Source organism: Streptococcus castoreus DSM 17536, from assembly GCF_000425025.1.
GTDB classification, from domain to species: domain Bacteria; phylum Bacillota; class Bacilli; order Lactobacillales; family Streptococcaceae; genus Streptococcus; species Streptococcus castoreus.
On sequence record NZ_AUKZ01000005.1, the window covers coordinates 122453 to 142600 of the forward strand.

Sequence of the window (20148 nt, forward strand, 5' to 3'; positions counted from 1 at the left end):
TTCTAACAAGAGGACTTTTTTTGATTAAGTAACTACGATTTGATGTCATCAAGAAAATCTTGCATGTTAACATCGTCTGGTACTTGCTTAAGATATGCGGATACCATTTGAGCAGCCTTGTCAAACTGACCAAATTCTCTCAAAAGATAAGCATAATCCTGTAAAAATTCTGGATTTTCTTTCAAATCACTAGCAATACTGTCATAAAAAGATAAGGCAATTTCTTCTTGCTCCAAAGCCTGATAGGCCTTAGCAATCATCCATTTGGTCAATACATTGTCAATATCTTCATGATCAAGAGCAACCACTTCCTCAAAACGGTCCGCCTCAAAATAAAGAGTGGCTAGCCGCATGCGAATTTCGTCATCATCAACAGCCACTTCTTTAGCTTGCAAAAGGTAATTTTCCGAACTCTTGACATCATGCAACTCATAAGTAAGTTGTGATGCCAAAAGCAATAAGTGACTATCAAATGCATTTTTCCGAAGACCTTGTTGAACCAAACGTAAAGCCTCTTCAATCTTATGCTCTTTATGGAGACTTAACGCATAAGGGTAGTCATACCCGAGATAGTTTGGATTCATGGTTTCCAGATGCTTAAAGTAAAGGTTAGCTCTTTGATACTCTTTTTGGTCGTATAAAATAGTTGCTAATTCAAAAACCGCTTCGTCCTCGTATTCAATCGCAACTGCTTTTTCTAGAAATGAGATAGCTGCTTCAAATTTTCCTAAACTAGCATAGGCACGCCCAATACGTTGATATGTTGAAATACCGGTCATTTCAAGAATCTGACGATTATCTAATTTGGCATAGTAGTCAATGGCCTCTTTAAAATAATTCAAAGACATATCAATCTCAGCCAAGCCAAAAATAATCAGAGGTTCCTGACTGATGGCTATTGCTTGCAGTAATTTTTCACGAGCGACGTCCGTCAACCCCTCCATATCGTAAAGATCTGCCATAACCAAAAGTGCCGATAAATAGTCTGTGCTGTCTTTTGGAATGTTATCCAAATACAAGAATGCTTCCTCAATAGCACCATCTTCAGCAGCAATCTGTGCCAAATTAATATTTAACTCTGGATAATCAGCGCATAATTGCAAATAAATGCGCTTAGCATGTGGTAAAAACCCTATGTTTTCTAAATAGTCACCTAAAGCAATCAAGGTATCTGTATCATCTTCTTTAAGAGCTTTTTGAAAATGTTTTTCGGCCTGTACTAAATCCTGTTGATCCAAGGAAACCATCATTTTTTCACTATTCAACATCTTTTTTAATCTCCTCAAGAACTATAACATCCTCTTTATACAAGCCACTAACTCCCTTGTACCAGTCAAATAACTCTTTGATAACAACCTTAACGGAGGCATAGATAGGAATAACAAGAAAGACTCCCCAAACACCGAACATCGACCCTGCTGTCAAAAGCAAAAACATGATGGTAATTGGATGAATGCTCAGCTTATTTCCTAAAACAAGTGGTGCTACAAAACGTCCTTCAATGGTTTGTTCAATCATAAAAATAAGAAGCACCTTAATCAACATTAGTGGTCCTTGGACCAGACCCATAATAATAACAGGAATCATTGCCAGAAAACTTCCTAAATAAGGGATCATATTCAAAAAACCAGCGATAATTCCAAAAGTGATAGAATAGTTAAGTCCTACAATACTAAACATAATTGAGAACATAAAACCGACAACAATGGCAACAGTTACTTGACCTTGAACATAACCAGATAGCTGTTTATTAATATCACCAAGTACACGAGACATTGGTAAGCGGAATTTAACTGGCAAAACATTGACCAAACCGTTCTTCATTTTAGCACTATCACGTAAGAAATAAAAAAGAATAAAAGGCGAAATAATAATAGCAATGGTAATGCGAGCAACTGCTCCCGCAAAATTTCCTGCCCAATCGATAGCATTTTTAGAAAAGCTTTGAGCATAGTCTAAGGCTTTTTGACTTGCGCTAGCAAGCATATCCTGTAATTGAGGCTTGTAGTTGATTAACCATTCGTTTTCAAGAAGCTTATTAGCTTCTTTGTTGACCTTACCGACATATTTTGGAAGATCTTCAATAAAACTTGTTAGTTGTGTTTGAATCATTGGAATAAATCCTGAAACGCCCCAAATAAAGAGAAAGGTAATTAAACTAAAAACGATAATAATTGCTGTTGTTCGACTTGATCCCAAACGACTAATAGCATCAACCAAGGGCTTCGTCAAGTAATAGAGAATAGTTGAAATAACAAGGGGTAACATGATAACCGCAAAAAAGGAAATCACAGGGGCAAATAAAAAAGAAATTTTAGTAAAAACAAAAATTGTCAAAAAGACCAAAAGAGTGATTAAAAGAGCCATAACTGCCTGATTATTTAAAAACCACTTATAAAATAGACTGTCAGATTTAGGCATCTTGGGTGTTAGTTGCATTAATATAAGTTTCCTTTCTTACTTAAGGGACTACGAGAGTGCTATACCAAATGATTAATAAAAGGTGACGGACTTATCAACGAGACAATTATCAGTATCGTAAATAAACTTGGCAGAGAAAAATGGGCGATCTTCTAAAATCCATTTAAAAATATCATAGTCTCCTTCCCAAGTTGGTTTTTCTAAAACTTGTGCATAAGGTACCCATTCTAATGTGCCTTCTCTGGATTCTTCATCTGAAATCAATTCTCCTTCAAAAGCTGTCACCTTAAAAACATAGGTATACCAGTCATGTCCTGGAGTAAATTCTGGAAAAGTAATCATACCCCTAAAGGTCATTTCCTTAACCGTTAAGTGCGTCTCTTCTAAAATTTCACGGCGAGCACAGTCATCCGGTGTTTCTCCAGCTTCTAACTTCCCGCCAACCGAAATCCATTTACCGGCATGAACATCATTTTCTTTTTTATTACGATGCAATAATAATAAGGCTTCGCCATTATCAATATAACAGATTGTTGCTAATTGGGTCATGTATCACTTTTCCTCCCATCTTTGCTTCTATTATACCAATCTCTGGAAAATATGCTATCATTTTATGATTTAAAAGCATGTTGAGGCAAATGAATCATACCACCATCTAACCAGCTGGTCATAATTTTCTCTATAAGGAAACTGGCTAAAATCCAATAATACGGAAAAAGCCTGTTATATCAGTTCAAATACTTGATATAATAGGCCTTTTACGCTTTTATTTAATGACTTTTTGGGTTTTGGCATAGTTGGCTTCGACAGCTTCTTTTTCAGCTTTCCACCAGTCATGATGATCAGTATACCACTTAATAGTATCCTCCAAACCTTCTGAGAAATTGGTGAATTGCGGTTCCCAGCCAAGTTCTTCACGTAATTTTGACGAATCAATAGCGTAACGGAGATCATGACCTGCACGATCAGTAACATGGTCGTAGGCATCTTTTGGTTGCCCCATTTTTTCAAGGATCAACTCAAGGACTTCTTTATTATTTTTTTCACCGTCAGCACCTATAAGATAAGTTTCACCAATACGTCCTTTTGTCAAAATCGCCCATACACCTGTTGAATGGTCATTGGTGTGGATCCAGTCCCGAACATTTTTCCCTTCACCATAGAGTTTCGGTTTGATACCAACTAAGATATTAGTGATTTGGCGAGGAATAAACTTCTCAATATGTTGGTATGGTCCATAATTGTTTGAACAATTTGAAATAGTTGCTTTCACACCAAATGAACGTACCCAAGCTTTTACAATAAGGTCTGAGGCAGCCTTGGTTGATGAATAAGGTGAACTGGGATTATAATTGGTTTCGGCAGTAAATTTTTCTCCTGGACCATCTCCATGACCTGGTAAATCTTCACGAAGAGGAAGATCGCCATAAACTTCATCAGTTGACACATGGTGAAAACGAATATCGTATTTACGGGCTGCTTCCAAAAGTGTAAATGTTCCAACAAAGTTCGTATGGACAAACGGACTTGGATCATTGAGCGAGTTATCATTATGGCTTTCAGCTGCATAGTGGACAATCGCATCTGCCTTGGCAGCTAAATGATTAACTAAGTCAGCATCTGCAATGTCACCAACAACCAATTCCACACGATCTCCAAGAATGGACTCAATATTAGCCTTATTACCAGCATAAGTGAGTTTGTCAAGAACTGTCACATGGACATCAGGATGATTGTTGTAGATGTAGTGCACAAAGTTTGAACCAATGAAACCTGCACCTCCGGTTACGATAATGTTTTTATACATTTTTTGTTTTCTCCGAAAAATTATTTCTTTTTGATATTCGACTGAGATCGTGAGAAATGATAAAACGAGATACTTGCTCGTTGTATTCTCCTTACAAATCTTCTGCTTTAAACGGTTTTACCTCTTTAAGCATTGGATGGTTTTTATCGGCATCAGAAACTTCTGCTTCTTTTACATTTTCCCACGTAATGCCAAGACTTGGATCGGCATAATTAACAAAGGCATACTTCGGTTTTAATTCAAGCGCCCAATAATCATTGACAAGGTAACTGTAAGAAACCTTATCTGAAAGGACTTGAAAACCATTAGCAACCCCTCTAGGAACAAAAATTCCTTTGGAAGCATCAATAACCGTCTGATAGACATTTCCAAAGGTTTCCCCTTCGCGAAGGTCAACCCATGATCCTAAAACCTTACCGTCATCAGCAACGGAAATGTATTTGTCCCAAGGCTCAGCATGAAGACCACGAAGTACATGCTTACGAGAATACGATATGTTATTTTGTAATTTTCCTTTGGCAAAAAAACTTTCCGGAAAGCCAATTGGTAGCATTTTTTCTTTTTGAAAATTCTCCTTAAACCAGCCACGGTTATCCCCACGTACTGGAATATCAAATTCTAAAAGACCCGGAATTTCTTTAATTTCACGGCATGCTAATTCTTTATCAAAAAACTGTTCTGTCATTAAACCTCTCCAATCAAACGAAGCAAATATTGACCGTATTCATTTTTCTTCAATGACTGGGCCAAATGATGAACATCTTCTTTGGTGATATACCCCATGCGATAGGCAATTTCTTCAAGATTAGCCACTTGAGCATTTTGCAAACGCTGAACAGTCTCAATATACTGTGCTGCTTCAAGGAGACTTTCGTGTGTTCCTGTGTCCAACCATGCAAAACCACGCCCCATTAATTCGACAGATAGGTCTCCACGTTCCAAGTAAACCTTATTAACATCAGTAATTTCAAGTTCTCCACGTGCACTTGGCTTAATATTTTTGGCAATTTCCACCACATCATTGTCATAGAAATAAAGCCCTGTTACTGCAAAATGAGACTTAGGCACCTCTGGTTTTTCTTCGATGGAAATGGCATTCATCTGATCGTCAAATTCGACCACCCCAAAACGCTCAGGATCTTTGACCTGATAACCAAAAACCGTCGCCCCTTTTTCTTTGGCAGCAGCTTTTTGCAGCATTTTTGTCAAGCCATTACCATGGTAAATATTGTCCCCCAAAATGAGTGCCACACGATCATTACCAATAAACTCTTCACCAATGATAAAGGCTTGAGCCAAACCATCTGGACTTGGTTGCTCTTTGTATGACAAATGAATACCAAATTCTGAACCGTCTCCTAATAATTCTTCGAATCTTGGAAGATCTTGAGGAGTTGAAATAATTAAAATCTCCTTGATTCCTGCTAACATCAAAGTTGATAAAGGATAGTAAATCATTGGCTTGTCATAAATGGGCATCAACTGTTTTGATGCAGCACGAGTCAGTGGGTATAAGCGTGTCCCCGACCCTCCGGCAAGAATAATACCTTTCATAGTAGAGCTCCTATTCTGATTTATACCACCTTATTTTACCATTTTTTAAAAGCAGTGTCACTCTTTACCTTTAATCCTAAAAAGGTAGTTGGTAGTAGAATAATAACTAGAATCTAGCCTCATTTGTCTGCCTAACAAAAGGCTAACCAATTCATAAGCAATCAAAGGACCAACTGTTAATCCTGATGAGCCAAGCCCACTAGCCACATAAAGCTTGTCTAAACCTGAAACCTGCCCATAGAAAGGAGAAAAATCACTGGTATAAGCACGAATACCTATACGGTAAGATTTTTCTTTGGCTTCTTTTAATTTTGGGAAATAGGCTAGTGCTTCTTGTTCTAGCTGATTTAAAACAGTTGGTTCTGGCTCAAGGTCATATCCTTTATCATTTTCGTGGCTGGCACCGACAGAGAGTCTGCCTTGTTTAAAAGGAATAAGATCCAATTCGCCTTCTGGCATAACCACAGGATAGGTGTCACTATCCCAATCAGTAAAGTAATAATCAATTAATTGCCCCTTTTGGGGGCGCACATCAACCTTATACCCCAAGGGATTTAATAATTCAGGTAACCAAGCACCTACGGCTAGAATCACTTGATCAAAGTAATTCCCAGCAATCTCGTAACCGTTTCCCATTTTTTTCAGACTAACCTTTTGCCTAACCACCTGATAACCACTAGCCTTGAGCAAAGTCTCACATAATGAAGCTCCCTCAACTCGAGCTGCCCCAGAAGCGTATAAACAGGTTTCAAAACCAGCCAGTTCCGGAAAGTTTCTTTGCACCTCCTTGATGTTTTTTATCTCTAAATGACCCATTAGAGGCGACTCACTTTTTCTTGCTAGCGCAAGTTGGTAAAGACTTTCTAGCTTATCTTCATTCTTTTTCAACAAATAAATACCATTTTGTTGGTAAAAATCTGCCGTAAAACCATCTACTTGTAAATCACTGACTAATTGCTGATAAAAGTCAGCTCCTAGCCGTGCCATACGATACCAAGTCTTGTTCCGTCGTTTTGAAAACCAAGGACTAATTATTCCAGCAGCTGCTTTTGTGGCTTGTCCTTGACCGTAATCAAAAATAATAACCTCTTCTTGATTGTATTTCCGTAAATAATAAGCAGCAGTTGATCCTACAATCCCAGCCCCAATAATAGCAATTTTCATTTTTATTGTCCTATCCTAGAGCAACATCCATAATCATCATAATGACAAACCCTAACATCAAGCCTAGAGTAGCCACATCTGTGTTTCCATTCGTCTGTGACTCTGGAATTAATTCTTCCACCACCACAAAAATCATTGCCCCAGCTGCAAAAGATAAGGCATAGGGTAATATTGGTAGCATCAATAAAACCAATGCTGCTCCAAGCACAGCTCCAACTGGCTCCACAATAGCAGACATAGCTCCCCAACAAAATGCCCTTAAACGGGAACTACCATCTGCTCGAATAGGGATAGATAGCGCAGCACCTTCTGGAATATTTTGTAAACCGATTCCAATAGCAAGCCCTAAGGCACCCAGAAGTGCCGAAGTGGATACTTTACCATAAGCTAAGGCACCAAAAGTAACACCAACTGCCAATCCTTCTGGAATATTGTGAATGGTAATGGCCAAAAACAAAAGAGTTGTTTTCGATAATTTTTTGGGTGGTTGCAATCCTTCCACATCAGACACATCCTTATCCAAATGCAAATGAGGAACCATGGCATCAATAGCCCTAATAAAGAGACCACCAAGTAAAAATCCAACTGCTGCTGGAAACCATGACCAAATACGACCATTAGCCTTAGCATAAGCAATAGAAGGTTCTAACAGAGACCAAAAAGAGGCTGCAATCATCACACCTGCTGCAAAGCCCATCATAATATCCAATAACTTACGGCTAATCGTTTTAAAAAAGAAAACAATAGCCGCACCAATCATCGTACATCCCCACGTAAATAATCCAGCTAAAAACGCTAATAACACTAGGTTCTGTGATAAGAGCCAATCCATGTTAATCCCTCAATCTCCTACAAATGGCTAAAAGGATTGGTTGAGACATCACTCTTTATAATGGTGACATCCCACCCTTGCTCTTTCTTCCATGCTTGTAATTTTTCCCTTATTTTTTCAGTAAAAAGCACTTCAATATGGTGACCTGGATCAATCCCCAACAACCCTTCCGTCAACATTTCTTGTGCCGTATGATAGCAAATATCACCTGTAATATAAACCTCTGCCCCTTTTTGCAAAGCTGCTTGGTAATAGTCAGTACCGCTGCCACCACAAATAGCGATCTTTGAAACCACAGGGTTATCGTTCCCGTAACGAACTAAACGGACCGCATCTAGTCCGAAAATGGCTTTTATTTTTAATGCCAAATCTTCAATGGACTGCTCCTCAATGATTCCAATACGACCACACCCAAAGCCATCACACGTTTCAGATAAAATCTCGGTTTCTTTGATACCAAGAAGATCACAAAACCAGTCATTTAAACCTCCTTGAACAATATCAATATTCGTGTGACTAACATAAACCGCAATATCATGCTTAACCAAATTAAGAAGAATATCACGCTGGGGTGATGATACCAAATCCATGATCCCTTTTTTATAAATAGGCGCATGCTTAGTAATAATTAAATCAACACCAGCCGCCACCGCTTCTGCAATTGTATTTTCACGGATATCTAGGGTTACCATAACTTTTTGAATTTCTTTATCCAGACTACCAACCTGAAGACCACAAACATCCCCATCCATAGATAGTTCTGAAGGACAAAAAGCTTCATAGGCAGCAATTAGGGTTTTAACTTTCATGGGGGATAACCTCCTTTATTTGCTTAATTTTTTGAGAAATAGCTATGCGATCTTTTTGATTGGCTTCAGGTACACAAGACAAGGCATAGCATAATTTATCCATTTCACGTTGCCACTTAGTGACAAAAATAGCTGATTGTTCCTGAGATAAGAATGGTCCAAAACGTAACTCATTAGCTGATAAGTCTTGAAAACCCGGCTCTGCTACAATAATCTCATAGTATTTATCATTTTCTGCTACAATAGCTTCTGAAACAATCTGAAAAGTATTAGCCGATAGCCAAGCCCGTAGGTCGTCTTCACGGTTATTGGGCTGCAAAATTAAACGTCTCACACCCTGCAGTCTATCCTTACCAGCTTCTAAAATCTCGGTAATCAAACGCCCACCCATACCACAAATAGTAATTGCTGTTATCTGATCTGTCGGTGCGATGGCTGCAAGACCGTTAGCTAGGCGCACATCAATGTGTTTTGACAAACCTGACTGACTGATATTTTTAAGAGCTGATTCATACGGACCTCTAACCACTTCTCCAGCAACGGCTGCTGAAATGATTCTCTGAGTTATTAAAAAAATAGGTAAATAAGCATGATCACTTCCCACATCCAAGAGTTTTGCCCCTCTAGGAACATAAGCAGCAACTTGAGCTAAGCGGTTTGATAAATGACTTTCCATTATGATGTCTTTCTAAATCGTAATGCTTTTATTATAACAAAATTGTAACAAAAAAAGAAAACCAAATTTAGGTTTTCGATTTTTTCTGAGTATCTCTATAGTATTTGCAATAACTCTGAACAGGACAAATGGCACACTTGGGATTCTTAGCCAAACAATGGTAGCGACCGAAAAAAATGAAACGATGATGGGTAATAATCCAGTCTTTTTTAGGGATTTTCTTCATTAAATCTTGCTCAATTTCGGTCACATCAGCATCCGGTGCTGAAATATTTAAACGCTTGGAAACTCTTGTCACATGGGTATCAACGGCAATCGTAGGAACACCGTACACCTCTGCCAAGACCACATTAGCGGTTTTATGGCCCACACCTGATAAGGACTCTAATTCTTTATGGGTTTTAGGAACTTGACCTTTAAAATCGACTAAAATAGCCTGAGCCGTTTTGATAATATTCTTAGCCTTATTTTTATAAAGCCCTATAGTACGTAAATAATTTTCGACATCTGTTAGATTGGCTGATGCTAAATCCTCAATTTTAGGGTATCTTTCCCACAAAGCAGGTGTTACTTTATTGACAGCCTTATCTGTTGTTTGAGCAGATAAAATCACTGCAATTAAGAGTTGAAAAGGGGTTTGCCAGTCCAGTTCACCTTTTGCTTCAGGAAACATATCAGCAATCAATGCCAGAACCTGACGCAAACGTTCTTTTCCTATTCTCATTAGTCACTCCAAAGATCCATCGCAGCCAGAAAATCATCCGATACTGTTACATTAGAAGAACTGCTAGTTTCTCTTACTCGCTTATGCTCTTCTACTTGTCGACGGTTGACAATCCCCTCCTTACGCCAATTTCTTAAAATAGCCTGGATATACTTCCAATTCGTTTTGCCATTGAAAACAGCTTCTTTTAAAGCTTCTCGAATCAATTCAGGATCAGTCTTATCCTCACGAAGTGTTTTCTCTAAATCTTCAAGTTCAAATGGACTCAAAAATCGACCTAATTCTCGCTCAAATTCGCCAACTAATCCCTTAAATACATTTTGTTCTGTAGCCGTATCAAGTTCTTCTTGAACCTGACTTGCCAGTAGATGATCTAATTTGACTAGGACCGGACTAGCATCAAAAATAATCTCAATCTCACCAGCTAATTCAATGGTTTTCATATCCAAGAGATCTTGGCTAGTCAAAGAAGAGATGATCTTGTTAATATCTGCCACTGACTTTCCAAGAGCATTCGCAATTTGACTTGGTGCCAAATCGTCTCGTTTTGTTGTATTTTGAAGATAGAAAAATTGCCAGACTAAAAAATCATCTGTGCTCTTAAAAATATCTTTGTAATGAAAAAGCAAGGCACTTGGAAGAACCAAGTTACCTGACTTATAATGTTCTAAAAAACTCATAATCCCTCTATCAAGCTGAATGTACTCAATTCTTCTATCAGCACTTTTTGACAGCCAATGACTTAGCTAGGAAATTGCATAAGAACTTTACAATCGTAGTTGCCGATAGCCTTACGCCCGTTTAAACCATCCAATTCAATGAGGAAGGCACAACCTGCAATAATACCACCAAGTTTTTCAACCATGTCAATAGTAGCCTTTACTGTTCCACCTGTTGCTAATAAGTCATCAACAATCAGAACACGTTGCCCCGGTTTGATCGCATCAGCATGCATTGTTAAAGTATCAAGACCATACTCTTTTTCATAATCTGCGGATACTACATCTCTTGGTAATTTGCCTGGTTTGCGAACTGGGGCAAAACCAATACCAAGTTCAACAGCGACAGGACAACCAATGATGAAACCTCGCGCTTCAGGACCAACAATCATATCAATCCCTTTGTCGCAAGCGTACTGCGCAATTTCTCGAATGGCATAGCTGTAAGCTTTACCGTCAGCCATTAAAGGTGAAATATCACGAAAAATAATACCGTCTTTAGGGTAATTTTCAATAGATGCAATGTAATTTGTTAAATCCATAATCAATTCTTTCTAATGGCAATCTGCCAAAAAATAAAATACGCTTCATTATATCACAAAATGGTTTTGTCGTAAAATAGGACTTTTGATAAAACCATCAAACAATGACCTGTTCGTTTTACTCTAAGCCTTTTCTACGTTTCTGATTGTTCTTTCTGATTGGTTAAATAAGCATAGATTTCCTGAGGATTTGCTAAAGCCATCATTTCTTGGAATTTGACTAAGGCTTTTAAGTCTTGATAAATTTGACTTTCAGAAATATCTCGTTTTTGTACATTTGGATTAACCGTCATTAGCCCATCATGAATGGTGACAAAGCCTAATTCATCAAAAATTTGGATCAATTTAACCAATAGAATCTTCTCAATCTTTAAGTAATGGCTAAGATCAGTTAATTTGTGACGTAAGTCCAATTCAGGAAACTGATAAATGGTTTTGTAGAGTTTGGCAAATTGTTCTCTACTCCCAAAACCAGTTAGGTAGTAAGGGTTTTTGATGTTATTTTTAAAGTAAATGGCTTCAAATTCCTTATTAATAAACAAACTCTGCCAATCTTTAAAATTTTCAGGAATCTCATTGACAAGAATAACATTTGCTTCAGGTTCTTCCTCAATGCTTGGAATACCAATAGGCAGTTTGGCTGTTTTTGATCGGATATCAAACAACTGTACCCCTTCAACTCGGGCATCTACTAACATTAATTGAATACTAGTATTGCCGTTCCAACGATTAACTGATAAGGTTACTGCTAATTCTAAGCCACTTGCCTGTTGAAATTCTTGTAGCTGAGCACCACGTCCAAAGGCTAGCACATCAATCTCAGCAATCCCCTTTTTCACTTTAAATTTGAGGTGCTCCTGTTCTTGCCCCATTGTTCTCGCTTGCCGAACATTGATGTCATCTAAGTAAAAAATAGGTTTAGGGTGGTCCATACCATATGGAGCTAGTTTTTCCAAACTTTTTAAAGTTTCAAGACTTAACTCCTCAAAATTTAACTTCTCATCAATCTGAAGCGTATTTTTAGCAGTCTGATCAAGCCCACGTTCTAATACAAACTGACAGAGCAGATCTGACAAGGCTTCTAAGTTGTCAACTGGTAAGGTCATTCCTGCTGCACTAGCATGTCCTCCAAAGGCAGTAAATAAGTCACGTTGTCCATTTAAAGCCTCAAAAATATTAACGGCTTCTAAACTTCTAGCAGACCCTTTTGCAAAGCCATTATCAATAGCTAAAACCACAACAGTTTGCCCAATTTCTTCCATAATTCGACCAGCCACAATACCTAAAACACCCGGATGCCAGCCTGCCTGCGCCAAAACTTGAACTGGCTTGTTGGGATCAACCATGACCATGGCTTGATTAAAGATGTCTTGAACCAAGCCTTTGCGCTCATCATTTTTTTCCTTAATCATTAAAGCAATGCTTTGGGCTTCTTGATCATCAAAACCTGTTAATAACTCAATAGCAGGATTAGGATCATCTAAACGTCCTAAAGCATTTAACTGAGGAGCAATTTGAAAACCAACCATCTCTTCATTAAAGTGTTCTGTATCAATGTTGGATAAAGTCATCAATTCTTGCAAGCCAACACGTTCAGTGTGTTTTAATATCCTGAGTCCATTTTTTACCAAGACACGATTTTCATCTGTTAAACTGACCATATCAGCGATAGTTCCAATGGCTACTAAATCTAAACATTCCATGGGAATCGTTTCCAAAAGTGCTGTTGCCAATTTAAAAGCAACACCGCACCCTGCTAACTGTTTGAATGGGTAATCCGCATCAGGGTGCTCTGGGTGAATAATCGCATAAGCCTTTGGCAATTCTTTAGGAAGGCTATGGTGGTCAGTCACCACAACATCAACACCTTGTGCTTGCGCATAACTAATGGCTTCATGCCCTGACACACCATTATCAACTGTGATAATCAAGGACACCGCTTCTTGTTCAATAAAGTATTTGTAAACACTCTGGTTAGGGCCATAACCATCAGTAAAACGATTAGGGAGATAAACCAAAGGCTCTGCTCCCAGCATATCAAGAGTTTCTTTGATAATAGCTGCAGAAGTCATTCCATCTGCATCATAATCACCATAAATAAGGATTTGTTCTCCGGTTTCAATGGCTTCGCGAATCCTTAGCACAGCTTTTTCCATGTCATGGAGCAAATAAGGATCATGTAATTGGGATAAATCAGCTGTCAAAAAGTCGTCCAAAGCTTTTTCCGTGACAATCCCACGGTCATAAATAATTTGGGCTGCTAACTTTGTAAGACCTTTGGTTTTTGCTAACTTAAAGAAGCCATCATTTGTTTTTTTTTCCTCTATGTTCCAGTTATATTTGGATTTAATCATTTATAATTAAATACCTTTCTTGCGAGATAATCAGATAATTTTGGAAAAAGAACATAAAACTTATGGATTGCTGCTAAGCTAACTGGCAAGTTCAGTTCTCGTTTATTTTTTCCAATGATTGAAGCAATGCGTCTGGCAACCTGATCGGCCTGTAGCGTAAATTTAGCAACACTTGCCAAATAATTTCCAAACGGATCTGCCTGCTCAAAAAACTTGGTGGCAATGGGACCTGGATTCACGGTGGTGACATAAACACCCTTATCCGCCAACTCCAAGCGAAGAGCATTAGAAAAACCGATAAGGGCAAACTTGCTTGCAGAATAAACACTTGATTTAACAGATGCTATCAAACCTGCCATCGAGGCAATGGTAATGAGGTGTCCTTGCCCTTGCTCTGCCATTTTTTGTCCAACTAAGCGAGCAAAATGAATGCTAGCTAGGCTATTGACTTGAAACATGTCCGCTATTTCTGTAGCTGAAAAGTCATCAAAAGTCTTGAAAGCCCCATAGCCAGCGTTATTAATCAAAACATCTATTCGCCCATAACTCTGATAAATCTGGTTGACCATTTCTTCAATCGCAATTGGATTTGTAATATCCAGTTCAAAACACACTTTGTTGTCAATATGACGGTAACAGTGTTCTAGACGCTCTTTGTTACGTCCTAATAGAACCAGGTTATCTTCCTTGGGTAATTGCTTAACAATTGCTTGTGCAAGACCCCCCGAAGCTCCTGTGATAACAATTATTCTTTGTGCCATTAAATGATCACTTCCTCTAAGTCTCGTACGACCTTAACATTTTCAAAAATAGTAGCGGCATCTTTTTCCATTTGGCGGCAATCACGCCCTAAAAAACGTGCAGAAACATGGTTAAGTAAAAGACGCTTTGCGCCAGCATCATGAGCAATTTGTGCGGCTTGCATGTTGGTTGAATGCCCATGGTTGCGAGCAATGCGCTCATCACCTTTACCATAGGTTGATTCATGGATTAACACATCCGCATCTTGAGCCAGCTTGACACTAGCAGATGTTTTTCGTGTATCACCAATAATGGTAATAATTTTTCCTTTTTTAGGGGCTGAAATAAAATCTTTAGCATAAATAATGGTGCCATCCTCAAGCGTAATGTTTTGCCCATTTTTAATTTTTCCAAACAGTGGACCAAAAGGAACCCCTACTGCTTTCAAGGCTTCAGCATCCAAAGTACCTTCAAGATCTTTTTGAACCACTCGGTAACCCATACAAAAGATGGTATGTGCCAAGCGTTCAGCATAGACTAAAAATTTGTCTGTTTCCATGATTTTACCTAACGATTTTTCATCAAATTCGTGAAAATGAATCTTATAAGGCAGGCGAGAACCAGAAATTTTTAAGCTGGTTAGAACATAGGATTTAATCCCAACAGGTCCATAAATATCAAGGTCTGTTTGTTCCTCACTGGCTTGGAATGCCCGACTAGCCAAAAAGCCAGGCAAGCCAAAAATATGGTCACCGTGTAAATGGGTAATAAAAATCTTTTTTATTTTACGAGGTTTAATGGTTGTTTCTAAAATTTGTCTTTGGGTACCTTCGCCACAATCAAACATCCAAACTTCGTTGATTTCGTCTAATAGTTTTAACACTAAACTTGATACATTTCGTTGTTTGGCCGGCTGACCAGCCCCTGTCCCTAAAAATTGTAATTCCATACAGTCTATTCTTTCTATTGGGTAATGTAAATCATAAATTCTCGTTGTGCAAAATCATAGTACTTTTGTCCTGAAAAAGCTTGACTTAACATCACTAATTCGTCGCAGTTAAACCCTTTAAGCAAAATCACATCATTTTTTAGACGATAGATTTTGGACAACAAGACCTCTTCTGGTGTTAGGTCTTGAAGCTGCTCCTGTTCAAAGTGACAAGCTTTCATTTTTGTATATCCACTTTCTTCATAAACCATGTAATGTGGAAAAATTTGCGTTAATTCAAAAAAGAGTTTTGGGTCATTAGGTTCTTCTTTTTCTGAAAAAACAAGAGCGACTTCTTGGTCATTTTGATAAGAAAAACCATACGCCTTTCCAGATAAATTGAGACGCACAAAGGGCTTAACTTCCTCAAATGACGGCTGAACAGTAAAAAAACCCAAGGCTTTAGAGAGCTTAAAATAGTAATCTGTCGCAGCTTGTGGCGACTGTTTCTGATATATTTCAGCAAAATAAGCATTAATTACACTGGGTGGCGGAGTAATAAAAGCTAATTGTTGTTGGTCTGTCAAGCCTGCTAATTGTTGTTTTAAATAGTTGGTATCTAGACTTGTAAATCCGCCATAGGTTTTAGCTAAATCAATATAATCACTCATAAAAGTCATCAAGTCTCCATTGCTGTTTTTTGGAAATATAACCCGAAACCTCTTCTGTTTCTTGGTCAAAGATGTAATGATCTAAAAAGGCAACACGATTCAACTCATAAAGTTTATAAGCCTTGTTTTGATGAACTTTAATGGTAAAAGGCACAAAAAGGTCACGAATCTGATCAATAATCAAACGTCTCAAAAGGTCTTTACTCTCTTTTAAACGTGCTGAAATCCTAACATTTGGAAAAGTGGTTGCTGTTAGATGCTCTGCCATATCCATTTTGTTATAGATTGCTAAACGGGGAATATCAAGCATATCTAACTCTTTGAGCAGGTCCAAAACAACCTTTTCTTGCTCACTATGATTAGGATCACTGGCATCAATCACGTGCAGAAGCAAATCAACATGTCGACTTTCTTCCAAAGTTGACTTAAAAGCAGCCACTAATTCTGTTGGTAAATCTTGGATAAAGCCTACAGTATCTGTTAAGGTTGCCTGAAACCGGTTTTGGAGATAAATCTGTTTGGTCGTAGCATCCAAAGTTGCAAACAATTCATTAGCTTCATAATGGCTATCTTCTGTCAACAGATTCATAATGGTTGACTTTCCTGCATTGGTGTAGCCAATCAGACCAATCTTGAAAGCATCTGAATTAACACGACGATCTCTAATGATTTGACGATTTTTCTCCACTTGAGTCAACTGACTTTCAATGTCTGCAATTTGATTGCGAATAGAACGCCGGTTTAATTCTAATTGGCTTTCACCAGGTCCACGACTACCAATTCCACCTGCTTGACGACTCAGCATGATCCCCTGTCCCATTAATCGAGGTAACATATATTTAAGTTGGGCTAGGTGAACCTGTAATTTCCCTTCATGACTCCTGGCACGCATCGCAAAAATATCTAAAATTAACTGCATGCGATCAATCACTTTAATCCCTAATGCGACTTCTAAGTTAGCATTTTGTCTAGCGGTCAGCCGATTATTGACAATAACCGTATTAATCTCATCAGCGTCTACGATGGCTTTAATTTCATCCAATTTCCCTGATCCAACAAATGTTTTACTGTCATAACGCTCACGCTTTTGGGTAAAGCTCCCCACAACATTTGCCCCGGCTGTTTTGGCAAGATTAGCAAGTTCGGTCATAGACATGTCAAATTGCTCCATTGTCTGAAGAGCAACCCCTAATAAGATAACCCTCTCTTGTTGGGTTTTTGTATCAATCATAAATGCTGCTAATCCTCCAAATTTCGTAATCTTTATTATAACACATTCTAAGATGATTCTACTAACTTCAAGTTAATAATTCACGGCAAACACATGCAGCTATTCAACGAACAAAAACCAATTTATAGTTTCTCCTAAATCAATTCTAACATTCAGACTAAATGCCATTAGAAAACTTTGGTTTTGTCATCTCAAGTGTCTACTATCTCTATCTCAGATGATCATCACTTATTCTGAAACATCATGGGATTTTCATCCTGCATCTTGTGTGACTAACACTTCTCCTTCTGCTCAAGAAAAGCTTTGACCTTATCATGTACCACTTGAGGGTAGTTAGGGGCTGTTATCGTGTTAAAAGTAACCATCATCCGGTTACGAAACCAAGTTAATTGGCGCTTCGCAAATCGCCTGGTATTTTGTTTCAAATGCTGGCTAGCCTCTTCCAAACTCATCTCTCCTGCAAAATAGGGGAATAATTCTTTGTAACCTATGCCACGACTCGCTTGGACAGTCGGATAATGCTCATATAACCATTTTGCTTCTTCTAACAAACCTGATTCAAGCATTTTATCAACACGCTGATTTACACGGTCATAGATAAGCTGGCGGTCATCATTCAAGCCAATCAACAGCGAGTCATAAGCGGTTTCGTCATTTTTTAAATCACCTGCAAACCTGTCCAATTCAAGTGCTCGAATGGCCCGCCTACGATTTATTTGCTCAATCGCAATCCCTTTTTCCAGCAACAGTTGATAAAGGAGGTCATCGGAAAATTGTTCCAGAATGTGACGATAAGCTTTAACAGCTTCTTGATCAACCTTTCCTCCTAGATGATACCCCTCTAATAGACTTTGAAGATACAAGCCAGTCCCTCCAACAATAATCGGTAACTTCCCTCGACTAACTACCTCTGCAATGGCAAGTTTGGCATCTTGAACAAAATCATATGCCGAATAAGACTCTGTCACTTCACGAATATCAATCAAGTGATGAACAGCCGCTGCTTGCTCCGCCATACTTGCCTTGGCTGTTCCGATGTCCAAATGACGATAAACCTGCTGGCTATCACCAGAGATAATCTCCCCATTAAACGCTTGTGCTAGATCAATTCCTAGTGCCGTTTTTCCAACAGCTGTCGGGCCCACAATTACAACTAGTTTTATTTTTGTCATTTTTTTCTTTCTATTTGGAAAAGCATATAAAAAACGCCTTTCGCTTGAAAATTATATCATTTTTCGTTACCATATATTATAACATAAGATTCAAGGACAACTAAGGTCCCTAGAAATGGAGAATTGTCATGACTAAAAAATATCAATTTGCTAAAGGTCTGGTGACTGGTGTGTTTGCAACTGTCGCAACCGTTGCTGGTGCTATCTTTGCTGTTAAGAAAACAATCATTGAGCCTGAAGAAGAAAAAGCAGCTTTCGTTGAAGAAAATCGTAAAAAAGCAGCTCGTCGTCGTGTTACACGCTAATAATTAACCATATGAATATGTTAAAGAGGCTAGTACATCTGTATTAGCCTCTGTTTGTTGGTTGCCTTTTCTATGCTACGGGCAACTTCCCAGAAAGAGTATCATAAACCGTCTGACTAGATTTCCCTTTTTAATCATGCCAGTATTTGAAGCTTTCTATAGAATTAACGATTTTTTTATTACCATTTTCTCAATTTGAAAAAGATTTTGAAACTAACTAATCAAAATGTTACAATTTTTTGCTCTTCATACGTAGTCTAAAATGGTTTCAACGACTGTTCCCACTCTTCACTTCTTTCATGTCATTAACCTTATTGGTATAGCAAAAACAAACCAGTTTCCTGATTTGTCTTTACATTTTTAGGTGCCTGCTAATGCGGGAAGGGTTTCACCAATAGCCTCCAGACGAGTTGACCATTCGTGACGACTCAAGCCGTTTTCCACAACATAACGATTGCGCTCATGGGCACGACATTCTGGTGAACAACCACGGACATACTTCACTTCATTGGCTTTTGAAATAAAAATCTGTTTATTACAAAATGGATTGGCACAATTCACATAGTGTTCGCAAGGGGTACCATCAAAATGATCACGTCCGATAATCGTAGGATTCACATGGTTAATCGGCACAGAAATACGTTCATCAAAAACATACATTGCACCATCCCAGAGTTCGCCCTGGACCTCTGGATCCTTACCATAAGTGGCAATACCGCCATGAAGCTGACCAACATTTTTAAACCCTTCGCGAACCATCCAACCTGAAAATTTCTCACAACGAACACCGCCTGTACAGTAAACAACGACACGTTTCTCCATAAATTTGTCCTTGTTGTCACGGACCCATTGTGGGAGCTCACGAAAGTTACGAATATCTGGGCGAATTGCTCCGCGGAAATGCCCCAAATCGTATTCGTAATCGTTACGTGTATCTAAGACGACCGTATCTTCATCCAGCAAAGCCTCTTTAAATTCTTTGGGTGATAAATAAGCGCCGGTGGTTTCCAATGGATTAATATCACTATCAAAATTATTATCCTCTAAACCAAGATGAACGATTTCTTTTTTGTAGCGCACAAACATTTTTCTGAAAGCCTGTTCATCTTCTTCATCGATTTTGAACCAAAGATCAGCAAAACGCTCATCGCTATGCACCCAGTCCATATATTTTTGGGTGGTTTCATAATCTCCCGAAACCGTCCCATTGATTCCTTCATCCGCAATTAAAATACGACCTTTAAGACCAATTAATTGGCAAAAAGCGAGATGTTCAACCGCATAGGTTTTGGCATTTTCAATGGGAACATATTTATAATAGAGTAAAACTCGGATTTTATCTGACATGTATTCTCCTTCAATCATTCAATTACTCCCCATTATAACTGGCAAAAGAAGGTCTAAGCAAACCATTTGCTTGTCTGTTTTTTCACAATAAACTTAACCATTTGAGTCATTTGGTTAGCTAATGTCATAACTTATTTTTCTACGATTCGCT

The 20148-nt window shown here is 38.4% G+C and carries 21 protein-coding genes; 1 reads left to right on the forward strand and 20 read right to left on the reverse strand.

Features of this window, described 5'->3' with window-relative positions; all coding sequences use genetic code 11:
• Window positions 1-32: 32 nt before the first annotated feature.
• From H346_RS0102200 to miaA, 19 genes are all read right to left on the reverse strand, one after another.
• Complete coding sequence (locus H346_RS0102200) at window positions 33-1268, reverse strand: tetratricopeptide repeat protein (RefSeq protein ID WP_027969642.1); 1236 nt, start codon at window positions 1266-1268, stop codon at window positions 33-35.
• Window positions 1258-2439, reverse strand: coding sequence for an AI-2E family transporter (locus H346_RS0102205; protein ID WP_027969643.1), 1182 nt, complete (start codon window positions 2437-2439; stop codon window positions 1258-1260). Before H346_RS0102205 ends, H346_RS0102200 begins: the two co-directional genes overlap by 11 nt.
• 54 nt (window positions 2440-2493) lie before the next feature.
• The gene (locus H346_RS0102210; protein ID WP_027969644.1) at window positions 2494-2970 is read right to left on the reverse strand and encodes an NUDIX hydrolase; all 477 of its coding nucleotides are present in this window, start codon (window positions 2968-2970) and stop codon (window positions 2494-2496) included.
• Window positions 2971-3187: 217 nt separating this feature from the next.
• Complete coding sequence (gene rfbB / locus H346_RS0102215) at window positions 3188-4228, reverse strand: dTDP-glucose 4,6-dehydratase (protein ID WP_027969645.1); 1041 nt, start codon at window positions 4226-4228, stop codon at window positions 3188-3190.
• 91 nt (window positions 4229-4319) lie between these two features.
• Window positions 4320-4913, reverse strand: a complete 594-nt coding sequence (locus H346_RS0102220; RefSeq protein WP_027969646.1) for a dTDP-4-dehydrorhamnose 3,5-epimerase family protein — start codon at window positions 4911-4913, stop codon at window positions 4320-4322.
• Window positions 4913-5782 carry a glucose-1-phosphate thymidylyltransferase RfbA gene (gene rfbA / locus H346_RS0102225; RefSeq protein WP_027969647.1) on the reverse strand — a complete coding sequence of 290 codons (870 nt, stop codon included), beginning with the start codon at window positions 5780-5782 and terminating at the stop codon, window positions 4913-4915. The genes H346_RS0102220 and rfbA overlap by 1 nt, the downstream gene beginning before the upstream one ends.
• A 57-nt stretch (window positions 5783-5839) precedes the next feature.
• Window positions 5840-6946 (reverse strand): NAD(P)/FAD-dependent oxidoreductase, encoded by a 1107-nt coding sequence (locus H346_RS0102230; RefSeq protein ID WP_027969648.1) that lies wholly within the window; start codon window positions 6944-6946, stop codon window positions 5840-5842.
• A gap of 10 nt (window positions 6947-6956) precedes the next feature.
• A complete protein-coding gene (locus H346_RS0102235; RefSeq protein ID WP_027969649.1) occupies window positions 6957-7778 on the reverse strand; it encodes a ZIP family metal transporter in 822 nt (273 codons plus the stop codon).
• 17 nt (window positions 7779-7795) lie between these two features.
• Entirely contained in the window at window positions 7796-8587 is a 792-nt protein-coding gene (locus tag H346_RS0102240; protein WP_027969650.1) for a Nif3-like dinuclear metal center hexameric protein, read from the reverse strand.
• Window positions 8577-9263 carry a tRNA (adenine(22)-N(1))-methyltransferase gene (locus H346_RS0102245; RefSeq protein ID WP_027969651.1) on the reverse strand — a complete coding sequence of 229 codons (687 nt, stop codon included), beginning with the start codon at window positions 9261-9263 and terminating at the stop codon, window positions 8577-8579. Before H346_RS0102245 ends, H346_RS0102240 begins: the two co-directional genes overlap by 11 nt.
• A 67-nt stretch (window positions 9264-9330) precedes the next feature.
• A complete protein-coding gene (nth, locus tag H346_RS0102250) occupies window positions 9331-9987 on the reverse strand; it encodes an endonuclease III (RefSeq protein WP_027969652.1) in 657 nt (218 codons plus the stop codon).
• Window positions 9987-10667, reverse strand: coding sequence for a DnaD domain-containing protein (locus H346_RS0102255; protein WP_027969653.1), 681 nt, complete (start codon window positions 10665-10667; stop codon window positions 9987-9989). Before H346_RS0102255 ends, nth begins: the two co-directional genes overlap by 1 nt.
• 62 nt (window positions 10668-10729) lie before the next feature.
• Window positions 10730-11248, reverse strand: coding sequence for an adenine phosphoribosyltransferase (locus H346_RS0102260; RefSeq protein ID WP_027969654.1), 519 nt, complete (start codon window positions 11246-11248; stop codon window positions 10730-10732).
• 134 nt (window positions 11249-11382) lie between these two features.
• The gene (gene recJ, locus H346_RS0102265) at window positions 11383-13602 is read right to left on the reverse strand and encodes a single-stranded-DNA-specific exonuclease RecJ (RefSeq protein ID WP_027969655.1); all 2220 of its coding nucleotides are present in this window, start codon (window positions 13600-13602) and stop codon (window positions 11383-11385) included.
• Window positions 13599-14363 (reverse strand): SDR family NAD(P)-dependent oxidoreductase, encoded by a 765-nt coding sequence (locus H346_RS0102270; protein ID WP_027969656.1) that lies wholly within the window; start codon window positions 14361-14363, stop codon window positions 13599-13601. The genes recJ and H346_RS0102270 overlap by 4 nt, the downstream gene beginning before the upstream one ends.
• Window positions 14363-15292, reverse strand: a complete 930-nt coding sequence (gene rnz / locus H346_RS0102275; protein WP_027969657.1) for a ribonuclease Z — start codon at window positions 15290-15292, stop codon at window positions 14363-14365. Before rnz ends, H346_RS0102270 begins: the two co-directional genes overlap by 1 nt.
• Window positions 15293-15306: 14 nt before the next feature.
• Window positions 15307-15942 carry a cystathionine beta-lyase gene (locus H346_RS0102280; RefSeq protein WP_027969658.1) on the reverse strand — a complete coding sequence of 212 codons (636 nt, stop codon included), beginning with the start codon at window positions 15940-15942 and terminating at the stop codon, window positions 15307-15309.
• A complete protein-coding gene (hflX, locus tag H346_RS0102285; protein WP_027969659.1) occupies window positions 15935-17173 on the reverse strand; it encodes a GTPase HflX in 1239 nt (412 codons plus the stop codon). The genes H346_RS0102280 and hflX overlap by 8 nt, the downstream gene beginning before the upstream one ends.
• Window positions 17174-17445: 272 nt before the next feature.
• Window positions 17446-18345 (reverse strand): tRNA (adenosine(37)-N6)-dimethylallyltransferase MiaA, encoded by a 900-nt coding sequence (gene miaA, locus H346_RS0102290; protein ID WP_027969660.1) that lies wholly within the window; start codon window positions 18343-18345, stop codon window positions 17446-17448.
• Between the two features lie 128 nt (window positions 18346-18473).
• Here miaA and H346_RS10160 point away from each other — a divergent pair, with 128 nt between their 5' ends.
• Window positions 18474-18650 (forward strand): DUF3042 family protein, encoded by a 177-nt coding sequence (locus H346_RS10160; RefSeq protein WP_083940715.1) that lies wholly within the window; start codon window positions 18474-18476, stop codon window positions 18648-18650.
• A 360-nt stretch (window positions 18651-19010) separates the two neighbouring features.
• On the opposite strand, the gene trhO is transcribed toward H346_RS10160, so the two are convergent.
• The gene (gene trhO, locus H346_RS0102300; RefSeq protein WP_027969661.1) at window positions 19011-19997 is read right to left on the reverse strand and encodes an oxygen-dependent tRNA uridine(34) hydroxylase TrhO; all 987 of its coding nucleotides are present in this window, start codon (window positions 19995-19997) and stop codon (window positions 19011-19013) included.
• Between the last annotated feature and the right edge of the window lie 151 nt (window positions 19998-20148).

Bases quoted from the DNA above. Each gene is read 5' to 3' on its own strand.
- H346_RS0102200 (WP_027969642.1), bottom strand. From the start codon at position 1,268: ATGTTGAATAGTGAAAAAATGATGGTTTCCTTGGATCAACAGGATTTA.
- H346_RS0102205 (WP_027969643.1), bottom strand. From the start codon at position 2,439: ATGCAACTAACACCCAAGATGCCTAAATCTGACAGTCTATTTTATAAG.
- H346_RS0102210 (WP_027969644.1), bottom strand. From the start codon at position 2,970: ATGACCCAATTAGCAACAATCTGTTATATTGATAATGGCGAAGCCTTA.
- rfbB (WP_027969645.1), bottom strand. From the start codon at position 4,228: ATGTATAAAAACATTATCGTAACCGGAGGTGCAGGTTTCATTGGTTCA.
- H346_RS0102220 (WP_027969646.1), bottom strand. From the start codon at position 4,913: ATGACAGAACAGTTTTTTGATAAAGAATTAGCATGCCGTGAAATTAAA.
- rfbA (WP_027969647.1), bottom strand. From the start codon at position 5,782: ATGAAAGGTATTATTCTTGCCGGAGGGTCGGGGACACGCTTATACCCA.
- H346_RS0102230 (WP_027969648.1), bottom strand. From the start codon at position 6,946: ATGAAAATTGCTATTATTGGGGCTGGGATTGTAGGATCAACTGCTGCT.
- H346_RS0102235 (WP_027969649.1), bottom strand. From the start codon at position 7,778: ATGGATTGGCTCTTATCACAGAACCTAGTGTTATTAGCGTTTTTAGCT.
- H346_RS0102240 (WP_027969650.1), bottom strand. From the start codon at position 8,587: ATGAAAGTTAAAACCCTAATTGCTGCCTATGAAGCTTTTTGTCCTTCA.
- H346_RS0102245 (WP_027969651.1), bottom strand. From the start codon at position 9,263: ATGGAAAGTCATTTATCAAACCGCTTAGCTCAAGTTGCTGCTTATGTT.
- nth (WP_027969652.1), bottom strand. From the start codon at position 9,987: ATGAGAATAGGAAAAGAACGTTTGCGTCAGGTTCTGGCATTGATTGCT.
- H346_RS0102255 (WP_027969653.1), bottom strand. From the start codon at position 10,667: ATGAGTTTTTTAGAACATTATAAGTCAGGTAACTTGGTTCTTCCAAGT.
- H346_RS0102260 (WP_027969654.1), bottom strand. From the start codon at position 11,248: ATGGATTTAACAAATTACATTGCATCTATTGAAAATTACCCTAAAGAC.
- recJ (WP_027969655.1), bottom strand. From the start codon at position 13,602: ATGATTAAATCCAAATATAACTGGAACATAGAGGAAAAAAAAACAAAT.
- H346_RS0102270 (WP_027969656.1), bottom strand. From the start codon at position 14,363: ATGGCACAAAGAATAATTGTTATCACAGGAGCTTCGGGGGGTCTTGCA.
- rnz (WP_027969657.1), bottom strand. From the start codon at position 15,292: ATGGAATTACAATTTTTAGGGACAGGGGCTGGTCAGCCGGCCAAACAA.
- H346_RS0102280 (WP_027969658.1), bottom strand. From the start codon at position 15,942: ATGAGTGATTATATTGATTTAGCTAAAACCTATGGCGGATTTACAAGT.
- hflX (WP_027969659.1), bottom strand. From the start codon at position 17,173: ATGATTGATACAAAAACCCAACAAGAGAGGGTTATCTTATTAGGGGTT.
- miaA (WP_027969660.1), bottom strand. From the start codon at position 18,345: ATGACAAAAATAAAACTAGTTGTAATTGTGGGCCCGACAGCTGTTGGA.
- H346_RS10160 (WP_083940715.1), top strand. From the start codon at position 18,474: ATGACTAAAAAATATCAATTTGCTAAAGGTCTGGTGACTGGTGTGTTT.
- trhO (WP_027969661.1), bottom strand. From the start codon at position 19,997: ATGTCAGATAAAATCCGAGTTTTACTCTATTATAAATATGTTCCCATT.